This is a genomic window from Limnobaculum eriocheiris (genome assembly GCF_021010575.1).
Lineage (GTDB): Bacteria > Pseudomonadota > Gammaproteobacteria > Enterobacterales > Enterobacteriaceae > Limnobaculum > Limnobaculum eriocheiris.
This window is the reverse complement of the sequence record NZ_JAJNAG010000011.1, coordinates 57,295-74,638: the sequence shown is the minus strand read 5'-3', so window position 1 is coordinate 74,638 and position 17,344 is coordinate 57,295. Positions and strand designations below refer to the sequence as shown.

The 17,344-nt window shown below is 45.1% G+C and carries 17 protein-coding genes; 10 read left to right on the top strand and 7 right to left on the bottom strand.

Going from position 1 to position 17,344, the window contains the following annotated elements:
- Positions 1–41 precede the first annotated feature (41 nt).
- Positions 42–1,484, top strand: a complete 1,443-nt coding sequence (gene pyk, locus LPW36_RS07310) for a pyruvate kinase (protein WP_230608844.1) — start codon at positions 42–44, stop codon at positions 1,482–1,484.
- Positions 1,485–1,541: 57 nt separating this feature from the next.
- On the opposite strand, the gene lpxM is transcribed toward pyk, so the two are convergent.
- The 3 genes from lpxM to znuA form a co-directional block, all read right to left on the bottom strand.
- On the bottom strand, positions 1,542–2,519 hold the full coding sequence (gene lpxM / locus LPW36_RS07305) for a lauroyl-Kdo(2)-lipid IV(A) myristoyltransferase (protein WP_230608843.1): 978 nt from the start codon (positions 2,517–2,519) through the stop codon (positions 1,542–1,544).
- Positions 2,520–2,648: 129 nt separating this feature from the next.
- Positions 2,649–3,977 carry a murein DD-endopeptidase MepM gene (mepM, locus tag LPW36_RS07300; RefSeq protein ID WP_230608842.1) on the bottom strand — a complete coding sequence of 443 codons (1,329 nt, stop codon included), beginning with the start codon at positions 3,975–3,977 and terminating at the stop codon, positions 2,649–2,651.
- Between the two features lie 20 nt (positions 3,978–3,997).
- Entirely contained in the window at positions 3,998–4,960 is a 963-nt protein-coding gene (znuA, locus tag LPW36_RS07295; protein ID WP_230608841.1) for a zinc ABC transporter substrate-binding protein ZnuA, read from the bottom strand.
- Positions 4,961–5,041: 81 nt separating this feature from the next.
- Between znuA and znuC the strand changes: the two genes are divergently transcribed.
- The 5 genes from znuC to rimO all read left to right on the top strand — a co-directional run bounded on the left by znuC (position 5,042) and on the right by rimO (position 11,025).
- A complete protein-coding gene (gene znuC / locus LPW36_RS07290) occupies positions 5,042–5,800 on the top strand; it encodes a zinc ABC transporter ATP-binding protein ZnuC (RefSeq protein ID WP_230608840.1) in 759 nt (252 codons plus the stop codon).
- Positions 5,797–6,582, top strand: coding sequence for a zinc ABC transporter permease subunit ZnuB (gene znuB / locus LPW36_RS07285; RefSeq protein ID WP_230608839.1), 786 nt, complete (start codon positions 5,797–5,799; stop codon positions 6,580–6,582). Before znuC ends, znuB begins: the two co-directional genes overlap by 4 nt.
- Before the next feature lie 217 nt (positions 6,583–6,799).
- On the top strand, positions 6,800–8,485 hold the full coding sequence (locus LPW36_RS07280) for an aspartate:alanine antiporter (protein ID WP_230608838.1): 1,686 nt from the start codon (positions 6,800–6,802) through the stop codon (positions 8,483–8,485).
- Between the two features lie 295 nt (positions 8,486–8,780).
- Positions 8,781–9,350, top strand: a complete 570-nt coding sequence (locus LPW36_RS07275) for a DUF1523 family protein (RefSeq protein WP_230608837.1) — start codon at positions 8,781–8,783, stop codon at positions 9,348–9,350.
- Positions 9,351–9,690: 340 nt separating this feature from the next.
- A complete protein-coding gene (rimO, locus tag LPW36_RS07270) occupies positions 9,691–11,025 on the top strand; it encodes a 30S ribosomal protein S12 methylthiotransferase RimO (RefSeq protein ID WP_230608836.1) in 1,335 nt (444 codons plus the stop codon).
- A 75-nt stretch (positions 11,026–11,100) separates the two neighbouring features.
- On the opposite strand, the gene bla is transcribed toward rimO, so the two are convergent.
- Positions 11,101–11,988 (bottom strand): class A beta-lactamase, encoded by an 888-nt coding sequence (bla, locus tag LPW36_RS07265; RefSeq protein ID WP_230608835.1) that lies wholly within the window; start codon positions 11,986–11,988, stop codon positions 11,101–11,103.
- A gap of 265 nt (positions 11,989–12,253) precedes the next feature.
- Here bla and LPW36_RS07260 point away from each other — a divergent pair, with 265 nt between their 5' ends.
- The 3 genes from LPW36_RS07260 to LPW36_RS07250 all read left to right on the top strand — a co-directional run bounded on the left by LPW36_RS07260 (position 12,254) and on the right by LPW36_RS07250 (position 14,575).
- Positions 12,254–13,114, top strand: coding sequence for a LysR family transcriptional regulator (locus tag LPW36_RS07260; protein WP_230608834.1), 861 nt, complete (start codon positions 12,254–12,256; stop codon positions 13,112–13,114).
- A gap of 123 nt (positions 13,115–13,237) precedes the next feature.
- Positions 13,238–13,969, top strand: coding sequence for an arginine ABC transporter substrate-binding protein (artJ, locus tag LPW36_RS07255; RefSeq protein ID WP_230608833.1), 732 nt, complete (start codon positions 13,238–13,240; stop codon positions 13,967–13,969).
- A 108-nt stretch (positions 13,970–14,077) separates the two neighbouring features.
- A complete protein-coding gene (locus LPW36_RS07250; RefSeq protein ID WP_230608832.1) occupies positions 14,078–14,575 on the top strand; it encodes a methylated-DNA--[protein]-cysteine S-methyltransferase in 498 nt (165 codons plus the stop codon).
- Between the two features lie 4 nt (positions 14,576–14,579).
- On the opposite strand, the gene rlmC is transcribed toward LPW36_RS07250, so the two are convergent.
- Both rlmC and LPW36_RS07240 read right to left on the bottom strand, forming a co-directional pair.
- Positions 14,580–15,725: a 23S rRNA (uracil(747)-C(5))-methyltransferase RlmC gene (gene rlmC, locus LPW36_RS07245; RefSeq protein WP_230608831.1), complete on the bottom strand. Its 1,146-nt coding sequence runs from the start codon at positions 15,723–15,725 to the stop codon at positions 14,580–14,582.
- Between the two features lie 45 nt (positions 15,726–15,770).
- The gene (locus LPW36_RS07240; protein WP_230608830.1) at positions 15,771–16,265 is read right to left on the bottom strand and encodes a type III secretion system chaperone family protein; all 495 of its coding nucleotides are present in this window, start codon (positions 16,263–16,265) and stop codon (positions 15,771–15,773) included.
- A 114-nt stretch (positions 16,266–16,379) separates the two neighbouring features.
- On the opposite strand from LPW36_RS07240, the gene LPW36_RS07235 reads away from it, so the two are divergent.
- Positions 16,380–16,568: a DUF4250 domain-containing protein gene (locus LPW36_RS07235; protein ID WP_230608829.1), complete on the top strand. Its 189-nt coding sequence runs from the start codon at positions 16,380–16,382 to the stop codon at positions 16,566–16,568.
- 1 nt (position 16,569) lies between these two features.
- Here LPW36_RS07235 and nfsA read toward each other — a convergent pair whose 3' ends face one another.
- Positions 16,570–17,292, bottom strand: a complete 723-nt coding sequence (gene nfsA, locus LPW36_RS07230) for an oxygen-insensitive NADPH nitroreductase (RefSeq protein WP_230608828.1) — start codon at positions 17,290–17,292, stop codon at positions 16,570–16,572.
- Positions 17,293–17,344: the final 52 nt, after the last annotated feature.

The following is a 17,344-nucleotide window of genomic DNA, read 5'->3' as shown; positions in this document are numbered from 1 at the left end:
ACTGATTAGGTCAAAACTTATCATGTTAAATGGAGTGATACATGTCCAGAAGGCTTAGAAGAACCAAAATTGTTACCACGTTGGGCCCTGCAACTGACCGTGACAATAACTTAGAAAAAATTATTGCCGCAGGCGCCAACGTAGTTCGCTTAAACTTCTCCCACGGAACCCCCGAAGATCACCAACTCCGCGCTAATAAAGTCAGAGAAATCTCAGCAAAATTAGGTAAGCATGTTGCTATTTTAGGCGACCTGCAGGGGCCTAAAATCCGTGTATCAACCTTTAAAGAAGGTAAAGTATTCCTCAATGTGGGCGATAAGTTTCTGTTAGACGCCAACCTTTCCGTTGGTGATGGCGATAAAGAAAAAGTCGGTATTGATTATAAAGGCCTGCCTGCGGACGTCGTTCCTGGCGATATTTTGTTACTGGATGATGGTCGCGTGCAGCTCAAAGTTCTCGAAGTTCAGGGAATGAAAGTGTTTACCGAAGTTACCGTTGGTGGCCCACTATCCAATAATAAAGGGATTAACAAACTGGGTGGTGGCCTTTCTGCCGATGCGCTAACCGACAAAGATAAAGCCGACATCATTACCGCAGCGAAAATCAATGTAGACTATTTAGCCGTCTCTTTCCCTCGCACCGGTGAAGACTTGAACTATGCACGCCGTTTAGCACGCGATGCTGGCTGTAACGCCAAAATTGTCGCCAAGGTCGAACGTGCAGAGACAGTAGCTACCGATGCAGCTATCGACGATATCATTCTGGCATCTGATTCCATCATGGTAGCTCGTGGCGATCTGGGCGTAGAAATTGGCGATCCTGAACTGGTTGCTGTACAGAAAAAACTGATTTTACGCGCCCGCCAGCTAAACCGTACTGTTATCACCGCAACCCAGATGATGGAGTCGATGATTACCAATCCTATGCCAACCCGTGCTGAAGTCATGGACGTTGCTAATGCCGTATTGGATGGTACCGATGCCGTGATGCTTTCAGCAGAGACCGCCGCGGGTCAGTATCCTGCCGAGACCGTCGCTGCAATGGCTCGCGTTTGCGTTGGGGCAGAGAAAATGCCTCGTCTGAACGTATCCAAGCACCGTATGGACGTCGAGTTTGATAACATTGAAGATACTATTGCATTATCGACTATGTATGCCGCTAACCACCTGAAAGGTATTAGCGCCATTATTGCCATGACAGAATCTGGTCGTACCGCGCTGATGATGTCTCGTATCAGCTCCGGTCTGCCGATTTTCGCCATGTCTCGTCATGAGCAAACGCTGAACCTGTGTGCCCTCTACCGTGGCGTGACGCCGGTTATGTTCACCGGTGATTGTGATGGTCTTGCTGCGGCAATGGCCGCCACCAATCAGCTGCGTGATCGCGGTTTTCTGATGTCTGGCGATCTGGTTATCATTACTCAGGGCGACGTGATGGCGCTGGTTGGCAGTACCAATACCTGTCGTATTCTGCGAATTGAGTGATTGAGTTTTAATATGCAAAAAGGGCCCATTTGGGCCCTTTTTGATTGATGACAATAATTATTTATTTTTTGGCCACAGGTCCTGACGCTTATAAGGTTCTGTGTCGCCCTCTTTTCTGGTTTTCAGAAACTTAAGTACCCAAACATACTGCTCAGGGTTAGGACGAACCAGTTTTTCAACTTCTTCATTCATTCTGCGGGCAATAGTATGTTGGTCCGCATCAGCAATATCGCTCATTTCCGGATTAATGTAGATATCCAGAATACCCTCATCGGAACGATATACCGGAAATAGCGGTACAATCGCCGCATGGCATACTTTCATTAGCCGACCAACGGCAGGTAACGTAGCTTTGTAAGTCGCAAAAAAATCAACAAATTCGCTGTGTTCCGCGCCGTGGTCCTGATCCGGAAGATAATACCCCCAATACCCCTGACGTACTGAACTGATAAAAGGTTTAATACCGTCCTGACGGGCATGCATACGACCACCAAAACGGCGACGGACGGTATTCCACATCCAGTCAACCAGCTCATTCTTCTGGTTATGGAACATGGCGGCCATTGGCTGACCGCGTGCCGCCATCATCATCGCCGGAATATCCACGCTCCAGCCGTGCGGCACCATAAAAATCACATTACGACCGGAAGCACGAATAACATCTAATTGTTCATCACCGTGCCAGCGCACGCGCTTCATTAAATATTCCGGACTGCGCACGCTCTGCTCCACCATCAACATCGTGGAGTGAACCGCAGTGACAAACATCTGTTCAATGATGGCATCCCGTTGCTGTTCACTTAGCTCAGGAAAACAATAATATAAATTGATTCGGGCGCGGCGTCGGGCACTACCCACAAATCGCCCGGCAAATTTGGCCAGTGACGCTAACATCGGGTTTCTGATTTTTACCGGCAGGTAAGCCAGCAATAACATAACGCCAACCCCCAGCCAGACTCCCCAATATTTAGGCAGAAAAAAGGACTTCTTAAATAGAGGAATAAACTCAATATTTGAACGTTGTTGTTTTTGCATGCCAAAACTCATTAGATAGATGAACAATCTGCCGTTGATAATAGTCTGCTCATCTGATGAATATAAATAATTAAACTGTGTTTGAAAAATAAAACGCTGCCAAATTATTAGCAGCGTTTTATCTTATTCTCAGAGATGAAGCTGTGGAACTACTTCTTTAACCTGGGCCAGATATTCCGCACGATCCTGACCAATCAGCGAGTCGGAACGTGGAAGCGTCGCAGTTAATGGGTTCACTGCCAGTTCGTTAACCCACAGTTCATAGTGTAAGTGAGGTCCGGTGGAACGGCCCGTGTTACCGGATAATGCAATGCGATCGCCCCGCTTAACTTTCTGCCCCGGTTTCACCAGAATCTTATTTAAGTGCATATAACGTGTGCTGTACTGACGACCATGGCGAATTGCCACATAGTTACCCGCTGCACCGCTGAATTTAGCTACAACCACTTCGCCATCACCAACCGCCAGAACCGGGGAACCAATCGGGATAGAGAAATCGACGCCTTTATGCGGTGCTACGCGACCGGTAATCGGGTGTAAACGACGTGGGTTAAATGATGATGTCACTTTGTACTGTTTTGGTGTCGGGTAGCGCAGGAAACCTTTTGCTAAACCAGAACCTTCACGATCGTAGAATTTACCGTCACCAGAACGAATGGCGTAATAATCTTTACCTGAGCTCTGCATTCTTACGCCAATCAATTGACTCTGTTCATTCTTACCATCCAGTACTTCTCTGGAAAATAATATTGAAAAACGATCGCCGTTACGTAGCTTGCGGAAATCCAACTGCCATTGAAGCGCCTTGGTCACTGCCCGAATTTCCGAGTTAGTCAGACCCGCCGCTCTGGCGCTAACCAAAAAACTTCCATCCATTTTGCCGGTGACAACCGCGTTCTTCCACTCGCCTTTTAAGGTATTAATCGTCTCTTTAAAGCCGTTTTCTGCACGCTCATAAACACGCGTTTCACGGCGAGAAACTACCCAGGTCAACGATTGCAGAGTTCCCTCGTCATCCAACACCCAGTTCAATTGTTGACCAATTTTCAGGTTAGTTAGGGCACTGTTCTTATTTGCCAACAAATAGATGTCAGAAGCATCCATACCAAACTGGGTCAGAATACTGCCAAGGGTATCACCGTTAGAAACGACATATTCATTTGGTGTTGAAGCGTCCCCCGTTGTTTCATCCAACTCATCCTTAGGAATTTCATCATCAGGGGTTGGCTGATCCATAGGTTCAGCATCATCAGCATCGGTATTGGTTGAAACGCTGCTGTTGGTTGCGGTAGTTGTAGGTAAAGGAAGCGGCGATTCCGATTCCGTTATCGGTTTATATACTGCCGCCTGCCACACCAACATACTCCATGTGAGAAACAAAAGTGCCCCAAAGGTAAACTTATGAAGCCGGGGTAAGTTATTATAAAACAAAGCAATAGATCTAACGACTTGGAGCACTACTCGAATTCCTCGTTCTGTTACTCCAGGCAGCTCGTAAACTGTTGGGATAGCTGAGTCAAAAACTGTATGTAGCTATCTTTACCTAACGTTATTTTGCTGCCTAACGGATCCAGTGTTCCGATGCGGACATTCGTCCCTTGGGCGACAGCATTTATGACGGCTGGCTGGAATTGTGGCTCAGCAAAAACGCATACCGCTTTATGCTCAACCAACTGTGTTAGTATATTGTGTAGGCGTTGCGCACCGGGCTGGATTTCGGGGTTGATTGTAAAGTGCCCTAATTGGCTTAAACCGAATGTTTTCTCAAAATAATTATAAGCGTCATGAAAAACAAAATATCCTTTGCCACGCAACGGCTGCATTATATTAGCAATATTTTCTTTTGTCAGCTCTAGTTGTTTCTCGAACTGACTAAGATTACCATCTAGTTTGTCCTTACTTTGTGGCATAAGTTCCAATAATTTGTGATGAATTGCAATTGCGGACTGTTTTGCTATTTCCGGTGACATCCAAATGTGCATATTGTAGTCACCATGATGATGGTCATGTTCGTCATGATTATGAGTATTATCAGTATGTTGCTCCTGATGCCCTTCATCATGATCGTCATCTTCACTACCTTTAATCAATAATGACTTTACTGAACTCAAACTGGCTAATGGAATTTGTTTTTTTTCATCAATCTGCTGTAAAGGCTTAGTGAGAAAAGCTTCCATATCCGGACCTATCCATATGATTAAATCCGCTGAACGTATTTTCTGGACATCTGATGGCCGAAGCGCATAATCATGCGGCGATGCGCCATCCGGAAGCAACACTTCTACCGGCGTTACCCCTTCGGTAATAGCGGACGCAATAAACCCCAGCGGTTTAGTTGAGGTTAAAACTGCGGCTGATGCGTTAATAGCAATACCTGCTGTTAATAGTGTTCCTGCCAGAATCATGCGGTTAAACCATTTTGTATTTGCTGTTTGCTGCATTTGTTCTAATCTCATTTGAATAGTAATTGCCTTTGATATGTTATAATATAACACATATTGAATTCTGCAAGAAAAATGAAAATGTCCACTTTGCTTAAGCTAGAACATATTTCTGTTATTTTCGGTAGCCGGAAAGTCCTTTCCAACGTCTCGCTGACGCTGGATGAAGGCCGGATTCTTACCCTGCTTGGCCCAAATGGTGCTGGTAAATCAACTCTGGTTCGCGTGGTTTTAGGGCTGGTCGCTCCCGCTTCAGGAACAATTAACTGCCCAAAAGATTTACGTATTGGCTATGTCCCGCAGAAATTGCATCTTGACCCTACCTTACCATTAACCGTTGAGCGTTTTATGCGCCTGCGTCCCGGGGTCAAAAAGGATGATATTCTGCCAGCCCTCAGCCGTGTTCAGGCAAAACATTTAGTAAAAATGCCGATGCAAAAACTATCGGGTGGAGAAACCCAACGCGTGTTACTGGCCAGAGCCCTATTAAATCGTCCGCAATTGCTGGTACTGGATGAACCAACTCAGGGTGTTGATGTTAACGGACAACTGGCACTGTACGATCTTATTGAAAAGCTGCGTATGGAACTGAACTGCGCAGTATTAATGGTTTCTCACGACCTGCATTTAGTCATGGCAAAAACGGACGAAGTGCTGTGCCTCAACCAGCATATTTGCTGTTCTGGTGCGCCGGAAGCCGTATCAGAGCATCCGGAGTTTATTGCTATGTTTGGCCATCGTGGTGCCCGGCAGTTAGCTGTTTATCATCACCGGCATAATCATCAACATGACCTGCAGGGTCGTATCGTTCTTAAAACTTCAGGCAGTAATAAAGCATGATAGAACTACTATTCCCCGGCTGGATGGCGGGCATATTATTGGCGCTGGCTGCTGGTCCTTTAGGCTCTTTTGTCGTTTGGCGCAGAATGTCTTACTTCGGTGATACTCTGGCGCACTCTTCTCTGCTGGGCGTAGCTTTTGGCCTGTTACTGAACATTAATCCTTTCTATGCGGTGATTGCCATCACTCTGCTACTGGCGATTGGTTTAGTCTGGCTGGAGCGCCGTCCTCAATTTGCGGTGGACACGCTATTAGGTATTTTAGCCCATAGCGCCCTCTCTTTGGGTTTGGTCACTATCAGCCTAATGTCAAACGTCCGCGTTGATCTGATGGCTTACCTGTTTGGTGACCTGCTCTCTGTCACCATTAACGACCTGTGGATGATTGGTGCCGGTGTGATTGTGGTACTGGTAATTTTATGGTGGCAATGGCGTTCATTATTATCGGTGACGATTAATCCTGATTTGGCGCATGTTGATGGTATTAACCCTGAAAGGGTTCGATTACTGCTGATGCTGGTCACTGCGCTAACCATTGGTCTGGCCATGAAATTTGTTGGGGCATTAATAATCACCTCATTACTGATTATTCCTGCTGCGACTGCCCGTAGATTTTCACGTACTCCAGAACAAATGGCTGGTTTTGCAATTATTGTTGGCATAATTGCCGTAACCGGCGGTTTAACCCTTTCCGCTTTTCATGACACGCCGGCTGGCCCTTCCGTCGTGCTTTGCTCCTGCTGTCTGTTCATCTTAAGCCTGATGAAAAGGCAATCTGATTAATCTTATGAGAAATAAAGAAAAGATAAATTTATTGATCTCGTGAAGCAAAGTTGTATTTTTTAGTATGAATGAGACGACAATAAGCTTTAAAATAGCCCGTCAGAAATATAAAGGTCTTGCTAAAGGCGAACTTTTCGTCAGCGCAAGACTCTTTTTTATGTGGGTTATAAAGATGAATCCACTACTCATCCATTGCATATGACGTAAAGTTAACATTGTGAACATTGATATTATCAGCCTGCTAAACAGCAACTACATTCTTTTGCTATTTGTAGTGTTAGCATTGGGCTTATGCTTAGGGAAAATTCGTCTGGGTTCAGTACAACTGGGTGGCTCAATTGGCGTACTGGTTATCTCCTTATTATTAGGTTATCAACATTTTACTATTAACACCGAAGCCTTAAGCCTGGGCTTTATGCTCTTCATCTTCTGTGTTGGTGTTGAAGCGGGTCCAAACTTCTTTGCTATCTTCTTTCGCGATGGAAAAAACTATTTTTTACTGGCGCTGATTCTGGTTGGTAGCGCTATGTGCATTGCGCTGGGGCTGGGCAAATTCCTTAAGTGGGATATTGGCCTTACCGCCGGTATGCTGGCAGGTTCAATGACCTCTACCCCGGTGCTGGTTGGTGCTGGCGATACGCTACGCCATACCACTTCTGATTCAGCCTTATTAGCAGCCGCTCAGGATCACCTCAGCTTAGGCTATGCTCTGACTTATCTGATTGGTCTGGTGAGTTTAATCTTTGCGGCCCGTTATATGCCAAAGTTACAGCGGCAAGATTTATCCACCTGTGCCCAGCAAATTGCCAGGGAGCGCGGTCTGGATCATGATAGCCAGCGTAAAGTATATTTACCGGTGATCCGCGCCTATCGCGTAGGTCCGGAGCTGGTTGCCTGGGCCGCCGGTAAAAACCTGCGTGAACTGGGTATTTACCGCCAGACTGGCTGCTATATCGAAAAGATTCGTCGTAACGGCATTATTGCCTCACCTGACGGCGATGCCGTTTTACAGGTAAATGATGAGATTTCATTAGTCGGCTACCCGGATGCGCATTCCCGACTGGACCCCAGCTTCCGCAACGGCAAAGAGGTATTTGAACGCGATTTGCTGGATATGCGCATCGTCACCGAAGAGATCGTAGTTAAGAATAATAATGCGGTAGGCAAACGTCTGAGCCAGATTAATCTGACCGATCATGGCTGTTTCCTTAACCGGGTTATCCGCAGCCAGATTGAAATGCCTATTGACGATAATATCGTACTGAATGCCGGTGATGTGCTACAAATCAGCGGTGACGCGCATCGAGTTAAGGGCGTTGCAGAACATATTGGTTTTATCTCTATTCATAGCCAGGTTACGGACCTGTTAGCCTTCTGTGCCTTCTTTATTCTTGGTCTGATGATCGGCCAGATCACCTTCCAGTTTAGTAACTTCTCGTTTGGTATTGGTAATGCTGCGGGTCTGCTGTTCTCAGGAATTATGCTGGGGTTTATGCGGGCTAATCACCCTACCTTTGGTTATATACCTCAGGGTGCCCTTAATATGGTAAAAGAATTTGGGTTAATGGTCTTTATGGCCGGTGTGGGGCTGAGTGCCGGTAGCGGCATTGGTAATAATCTGGGGTTGGTTGGTGGGCAAATGCTGATTGCCGGTTTAATTGTTAGCCTGCTTCCGGTTGTTATTTGCTATCTGTTTGGTGCCTACGTTTTACGTATGAACCGTGCCCTGCTGTTTGGCGCCATTATGGGTGCCAGAACCTGTGCGCCAGCAATGGAAATTATCAGTGATACCTCCCGTAGTAATATTCCTGCTCTGGGTTATGCGGGTACATATGCGATTGCCAATGTCTTACTTACTCTGGCGGGTTCCCTCATCATTATTATTTGGCCGAGCCTGCTTTAAAAAATAATTTAATATAAATCATGGCATTATGAATAAATGTAAAAAAAGTGAAAAAAATCTTGCTTACGCGATGAACTATTTAAACCCATTCACGTCTTAAATAGTGCCACTGCTTTACTTAGAACTCCCTCATTGAGGTTGACCCGATAAGTCGTTTTTTTACGTTTCATACTTATCGGGTTTTTTATTGCCCCTAATTCAGTCACTCTCGCGATTTGTTCATGCATGTCATAACGCAATGGCATACAATGTAAAAAATGCATTACCCCAAAACTCATAAGGAAGCGTGATTCTTATGTCATTAATCAAAAAAATATTTATTGGTTATCTGATCTGTTTTGCTATCGGCACAGCTCTTCTTTGCAGCTTTTATCTACCATCAACTGATATTGTTAAAATCACAGGTTCTGAAGTTAAGCGCGTTGATAATGATGGTCCAATTTCTGCAGAAAATCCGGCTGATGGCCCAACGCGCGACGTGTATTACATTTATACCATCGATGAAAATAAAAATATCATGGTTTACCGTAACGAAGATACCGGATGGAACTTTCCCTGGTATTTTAAATTCAACAGTGCAGATATTCAGGCTCAGGCTCAATCCGCTAATGATGCAAACCAAATCACCCGCGTTGTTCACTACGGCTGGCGCTTTAATATGGTGAATATGTTTAAAAACATTATCTCAATTAAACCTGTTGATGGGTTTGACGCATCCGGCTTCTCTTTTTATACCGTGATGAAAGTACTGGGCTGGCTTATCTGGTTTGTTCTGATTGCCGTTCAGGCTGCACTACCAACGGTTATTACTAACTGGCGCGATCGTAAAGATCTAAAACGCTCTGATGGTTCTATCGTTAAATAATTTATCTTTTCTGCCATAAAAATGGCGGCATGAAACCCAGCCGCCATTTCGCTTTAATAAAATAAACCAATGATCAATGTATGTACCACCAACCCAACCAGAAGTGGTACTGAGGTTCTTTTACCACCTATTATTCAAAGTTGATTTATTTTGAAACTCAAATTTTCTGGTTTTATCTGTCTGATGCACTAAACTACTGCCAGCTGTCGGCCAGCAAATCACCGTATCTGACTATATAATTTTGGCTCCGACATCGGTAGAATTCCATCCCAGTCGCTAACAGCTGCAAATATCGACAAGTCGGTCTGCGGCTGAATTACTAATCAATGAGTTTTGCATAATGTCCCAAACTACAACGCCTCATGCTCCAACAGTCGGATTTATTTCTTTAGGCTGCCCTAAAAATCTGGTCGATTCAGAGCGCATTCTTACCGAGTTACGTACTGAAGGTTATCAGGTAGTTCCAAGTTACGAAGGTGCCGATTTGGTGATCGTGAATACCTGCGGCTTTATTGAAGGTGCAGTACAGGAGTCGCTGGAAGCCATTGGGGAAGCATTAACCGAAAACGGTAAAGTTATCGTCACGGGTTGTTTGGGTGCCAAACAAGATCAAATTCGTGAAGTCCACCCTAAGGTGCTGGAAATAACGGGCCCTCATAGCTATGAGCAGGTTTTAGCCCATGTCCATACTTATGCGCCGAAGCCAGAATACAATCCATTTACCAGTCTGGTTCCGGCTCAGGGCGTTAAGCTAACGCCGAAGCATTATGCTTACCTGAAAATATCTGAAGGCTGTAACCACCGCTGTACTTTCTGCATTATTCCTTCCATGCGTGGCGACCTCGACAGCCGTCCTATTGGATCTGTACTGGATGAAGCAAAACGTTTGGTGGAGGCTGGGGTAAAAGAGTTACTGGTTATCTCACAGGATACCTCAGCTTACGGTGTAGATGTTAAACACCGCACTGGTTTCTGGAACGGTCAGCCGGTTAAAACCGATATGGTAAGCCTGTGCGAACAACTCTCTACTATGGGAATTTGGGTGCGTTTACATTATGTCTACCCATACCCGCACGTGGACGATGTTATTCCACTGATGGCTGCGGGCAAAATACTGCCTTATCTGGATATCCCTCTACAGCATGCCAGCCCAAAAATTCTGAAGGCCATGAAGCGCCCTGGTTCAGTGGAACGCACGCTGGAACGCGTTAAGCGCTGGAGAGAGATCTGTCCACAGTTAACCCTGCGTTCCACCTTTATTGTTGGTTTCCCTGGTGAAACGGAAGAAGATTTCACTATGCTGCTGGACTTCCTGAAAGAAGCTAAACTGGATCGCGTCGGCTGCTTTAAATATAGCCCGGTTGAAGGTGCTGCTGCTAATGAGCTTGCCGATCAGGTACCGGAAGAGATCAAAGAAGAACGCTTCCATCGCTTTATGCAGCTTCAGCAACAGATTTCTGCCCAGCGATTACAGGACAAGATTGGCCTGACTATACCGGTTATTATCGATGAAATAGATGAAGAAGGTGCCATTGGCAGAAGTATGGCCGATGCACCAGAAATTGACGGTGTGGTTTATCTGAATGAAGAGCGTCAGGTTAAAGTAGGTGATATTGTTCAGGTTACTATCGAGAATGCTGACGAGTATGACCTGTGGGGTTCTGTAACAAGATAAAGCTGTACCAATTTGACTGATAAAGATCCCGGCAAATATATAAGCCGGGATTTTTTATACGGCAAAAATAGAGAATCAGAGCCCCTGCGTTACAATTTTTGCCGCCAATGCTAAAACTTCCCGACGAGATTTGGCCTCTTTTTCATTCTGGGTAAAGTAAGTGACCAGAATTAATGGTGCTTTATCCTTAGGCCAGATAACGGCAATATCATTGGTAGTTCCATAGGAGCCGCTGCCCGTTTTATCACCGACCACCCACTCTGTTGACAAACCAGCTCGAATACTGGCGGCACCGGTAGTGTTTCCTTTTAACCATTCCACCAGTTGATCACGTTGTGGTGCAGCAAGCGCATCTCCCAGCGTTAATTTTTGCAAACTGAGCGCCATAGCCAGCGGTGTTGTGGTATCGCGTTTATCTCCGGGAATGGCAGAATTTAACGTCGGTTCGGTGCGATCTAAACGAAATGTTTTATCACCAATAGAACGCGCAAACGCCGTAGCTTTTTTAGTGCCGCCCAGTTGTTCAATCAGTTTATTCATGGCTGCATTATCGCTGTATTGCAATGTTGCTGCACTAAGCTCGGCTAATGACATCTTATTGTTTAAGCTTTTTTCAACAATTGGACTATAACTGACCAGATCTCTCTTTTTAATTTCTACTTGCTGACTCAAAAGATCTTTTTGTGATTCGCTTTGTTTCAATACTCCGGCAACCACCATCACCTTGCTGGTACTGCACATTGGAAAACGTTCGTCACCACGATAAACAATCTGTGAATTATCTGCCGTGTTAATTAGTACAACGCCCAATCGTCCACCGCTACTTTTTTCTAAATCAGCCAGACTCTGCTGGATGGTTGAAATCTGGTCCGTTTTAGCGGCTAACGAAGGTGTAGAAAATGTGATAAAGGGTACAAAGGCTGCTGCTGCCAGCATGCTTTTACGCAACATATTTTTAGCCATATTAGTCTCGTTAAATGAATATTTTACAAAAATTCGATCTCTCAAATGGTTATGCGTTATCACTTCGATGGTTAATCAGCTTATCAAAAGAAATACTATTACCATCGTCAAATTAATCGCTATGATGATAGATATAACTCATCATACCCTGTTCTATTAATGCATTGGATTAGTGATAATCCCGGGCAATATCAATCATTATCAGACGATTTACAAGCAAGGTTATTTTCAGTAAGGGTAAAGAAAAACTTATAGGTATTGATTAATGCGATCTTTTTTTCCGCTTAATGCATTACGTGCTTTTGAAGCCTCAGCAAGACACCTGAATTTTACCCGCGCCGGTCTTGAACTAAACGTCACTCAGGCGGCGGTAAGCCAACAGGTTCGCTTACTTGAAGCACAGTTGGGTACCGCACTTTTTAAGCGGTTACCGCGCGGTTTAGAAATGACCGAACAGGCTCAGGTTCTGCTACCGGTATTAACCGAAGCATTTGACCATATCCAGACGGTGTTAAAACGATTTGAAGGCGGTGAATTTCATGAGGTTCTCACTGTTGCTATCGTAGGAACTTTTGCCGTGGGTTGGCTACTGCCCCGACTGTGGAAATTTCATGAAAAATACCCTTTCATTGAATTGAAACTGCTCACCAATAATAACGTGGTCAACCTTGCTGCCGAAGGGTTGGATTTTGCCATTCGTTTTGGCGAAGGAAGCTGGCCGGGCAGTGAGAATACTCTGCTATTTGATGCCCCATTAACGGTGCTATGTTCACCCGAAGCCGCTAAACGTTTATCTGAACCGGGCGATCTGGCAAAAGAAGTCCTTCTGCGCACTTATCGTGAGGAGGAATGGGATCGCTGGTTAATCAGTGCGGGCCTTAACCCATGGCGACCAAACGGTATGATTTTCGATTCTTCCCGTTTAATGGTTGAAGCCGCCATACTCAATGCCGGAGTCGCTTTAGCCCCATCAAAAATGTTTAATAAGGAGCTGGAAAGCGGTGTGCTTGTTCGTCCCTTCAATACAGAGATCAATATGGGTGGCTACTGGCTAACCCGATTAAAATCAAAACACCTTACCCCGGCTATGCAACTGTTTCAGGACTGGATATGCCAGGAGGAGTAACCCGCTTTTTTATCGCTTTCATCTTTAATAAAGATTTTGCTTGCTTATTCATATTTAATGAATATATATTCGATTTATGCGAATAAATAGTCATAGCCTTTTTTTACTATCGGAGTCTGTACCATGAAGAAAGTTGTAGCCATTCTATTATTAGCCGGTGTCGCGTTATCTGCTCAGGCCGCCGACCCTATTCGTTTTGCATCATCTGCAACTTACCCTCCGTTTGAATTTATGGATAAAGACAGCAATATCACTGGCTTTGACCTCGATTTAGCCAAAGCACTCTGTAAAGAGATGAAAGCGGAATGTACTTTCTCTAATCATGCGTTTGACAGCCTGATCCCTGCCCTGAAATTCCGTCGTTATGATGCGGTCATTTCCGGTATGGATATCACCGCTGAACGCAGTAAACAAGTTTTGTTCAGCCAACCTTACTATGCAAACTCTGCCGTTTTGATTGTACGTAAAGACACCATTACCTCCGTTGACCAAATGAAAGGTAAAAAAGTGGGTATGGAGAATGGCTCCACACACCAGAAGTACATGAACGAAAAGCATCCTGAAATAAAAACCGTTCCTTATGATAGTTACCAGACCGCCGTTATTGACCTGAAAAATGGTCGTCTGGACGCGGTATTTGGTGATACCGCCGCCGTGAACGAATGGCTGAAAACCAGCCCTGAACTGGTCACCCTGGGTGAGCATATTGCCGATCCGGCTTACTTTGGTGCAGGTTTAGGTATTGCAGTGCGTCAGGATAACACCGCGCTGATGGAGAAGATTAATGCTGCGCTGGAAGCCGTGAAGAAAGACGGAACCTATCAACAAATTAGTCATAAATGGTTTCCACAGTAATCATTGGTCTTAACTGTAAAAATGGTCTCTTTATGAGACCATTTTTACTTTAAGTTTCGCAGTGTTAATATACCTTTTCTCTCGTTTCCGGTTAAAGGATAACCTGTTATGTATCATCAACTCTATCTCTCCCCTGTTGGTCAGTTGCGTATCGTGGCAGACGATATTGCTCTGCGTCAGCTCTGGTTACCCAATGAAGTAGAGCAGCGTCAGCCAGAAACTACATGGGTTGAAGATAGCCATCATCCGATAATTAGCCTGGTGGTCAAAACGCTCACTGATTATTTCGCCGGTAAAAAGGTCGATTTCAGCGTAATCCCTTGTCAGCCAGAAGGTTCAGAATTTCAAAAAAGCGTCTGGCATCAGTTGCAATCGATTGATTATGCAAAAGTTGTCAGCTATGGCGATATTGCCGCTGCGATTAATAAACCCAAAGGTGCTCAGGCCGTTGGTGGTGCTGTTGGTGCTAACCCTATAGCCATTATTCTTCCATGCCATCGAGTGATGGGAAAAGATAACTCATTAACCGGATATTCAGGCGGTTTACACGTGAAGAAGGCACTGCTGGAACTGGAAGGCATTCCCTATAAAGAGAATAAACGCTGAGGTCTTATTTCGGTTCAGTGTGTTGTAGCAAGGTCAGAACTTCATAATGGGCGGTATGGGGGAACATATCAAACAGCTGAACCCTTACTACCCGATAACCGTTAAGCTGATGAATGTCTTTTGCCATGGTTTGGGCATTGCAGCTGGAGTAAAGGATCCAGTCGGGAGACATTTGACTCAGGTATTCACACAGCGCCTCACCAATACCCCGACGTGGAGGATTAACCAGTACCAGATCCGGAATATTCTGCCGGTGTTTACTTTGGGCAAATTGGGTTGAGTCCAACGCATCAAACTCAATATCCCTTAATCCAATAGCGGCTGCCGAGCGTTTAGCACATTCGATAGCTTCCGCACTGATTTCAATACCGGTTAACTTGACCCCAGAGTTAGCCGCACAGTGAAGACCAAAGCCCCCTACACCGCAAAACAGATCCCACATACTGTGAATATTCAGCGTTGAAACCCACTCTCTGGCTGTGGCATACAGTTTTTCTGCCACAACAGGATTGGTCTGGAAAAAACTGCGCGGTCGAATATACAGTGGAATATGGTTGAGCTGCTCTTCCAGCGCATCCTGTGAAGTGAGGATCACTTCCTGCTCCCCTTCCAGTACCGCCATATGAACCGGCTGAATATTTGCCGATATGACCTGGAGTTGAGGCAGCTGTGCCTGTAACCAGGGCAGCGCCTGACGAAGCTGTTGGAGCTTGATTTCCGAACGCAGCACAAAGCGCAGCATTAAACCGCCGTTGAGACGACTTTCGGTAAGTAAAATAAACTTCAGTTCCCCCCGTTTACGCTCAACGTTATAAGGCGTTAATCCTGCCCGGGCAATAAACTGTTTAAGATGAGGAAACACATCACGCATAGATTGCGGATAAAGCGGACAATCGCATAGATCGACAGCTTCATCCTGTTTAAGAGGAAGCCCCAGCACCGGGCGTTCAACGCTACCGCTCACCACCATTTTTGCTTTATTACGAAATCCGGTTTCAACACCCGATACCGGCATACACCATTGTTCAACAGGCATCGACTCCAGCAAGGCGGCTAACGCTTGCTGCTTCTCTTCCAGTTGTTGTGTATAGGGTTTATCTATCCATTGACATGAATAGCAAAGCCCTGCGGCATGAAGCTGGCACTGCATCAGAACTGACTCCGAAACCAATGAATTAAGCAGGTATGGGAAAGATTAATGAATGGTATGGGTAATTGAGTGAAGCACCTGAATATCATCTTCAGTTTCACGTTCGTTATCGCTGACCGTCAGCAGCTCATTGGCTCTGGCTTCCATAATAATTTGGGTGGTTTGCTCTTCGGCTTCCTGAAGTAATAAACGGAACTGTTCTAACGTAATACCGGCGGCGGCACTTAATGACTGACAAATAACCAGCTTAGGTAAATTGTCATCCTGAACATCAATAAATACTTTAGTGGTTAATGATGAGGCATTAATCTGGCTAAGGTCTGCAACCAGAGGAATCAATGCCACAGGACGAATTTCCGCTACCGCAGAGAACAGAATAACATTTTCGAGCAGATCGACTTTGGCATCAAAAATACCATCAACACTTTGCAGGTAGGGTAAATGTAACGCCTGACAAGAATCACATTCGAAAAAGGCGATGCCCAACTGTTCAAGCCAACTACGCATTAGGGCCAGATCAGGGACGATCAGCTTATCCATTATGGTATGTCCTCAGTAAATCAAAAAGAAAGTGCAATAACGCACGAATATTACCCTATTTATCACTCGATGAGGTAAGTTATTATGAATTTTTATGTTAGCGTCGGAAAAAATATGCAACATCAAAAATTTTTAGCTATGGACCCTCACCTGCTGTTTAGCATTATCAATATGAAACTAAGGGATGAATTTGAATCCCTTGACGATCTGATCGCTAGTTATGAGATTGATCGAGAAGCGCTAATAAAAAAGTTATCGGATGCCGGATATCAATACCAGCCATCCAATAACCAGTTTCGATAATTTAACGGGTCGCCCATCCTTGCTTATGCAAATAATCCAGAATAAAAGGACGACGTTCTTTACGAACCGTAACGGCTATTTGTTCGCTCCAGCTAACATGCTTCTTATTTTCTGAGCGGGCTTCATAATAGGCCACAATATGGGCATCGTACTGCGCCAGCAGATCCCGGTTCAGTGGCTGGTAGCTGTTTTCGTGCACTACTATGTCAGCAGGTAAACGAGGCTTCTGTTCAGGCTGTTGGTCCGGATAACCCAAACATAAACCAAACAGGGGTAATACCTGTTTTGGCAGTTGCAGTAGTTCTGTTACTGCTGCAATATTATTTCTTAACCCACCAATATACACGCCGCCGAGCCCTAAAGATTCCGCAGCAGTTAAGGCATTTTGCGCCATCATGGCAGTATCTACTGCACCTAACAATAGTTGCTCGGCATAGCCCAGTTCGGCTTCAGGACAAATCTCCTGATTACGATGATAGTCAGCACAAAACACCCAAAACTCTGCTGCCTGAGCCACATGCTTTTGACCACCGCTGTATTCAACCAGCGCTAAACGTAAATCCCGATCGGTTACCCGAATAATGGAGCTGCATTGTAAAAAGCTGGAGCTTGATGTCGACTGCGCGGCCCGAATAATTGCCTGACGTTGTTCATCCGATATTGACTGAGGGGTAAAAGCGCGGATAGAACGATGAGAGCAGATAAGATCGATAGTCGGCGTCATAGTAAGTCCTGATATTGGTTGGTATGGCTGAAGAACATGAACACAAGGGGTA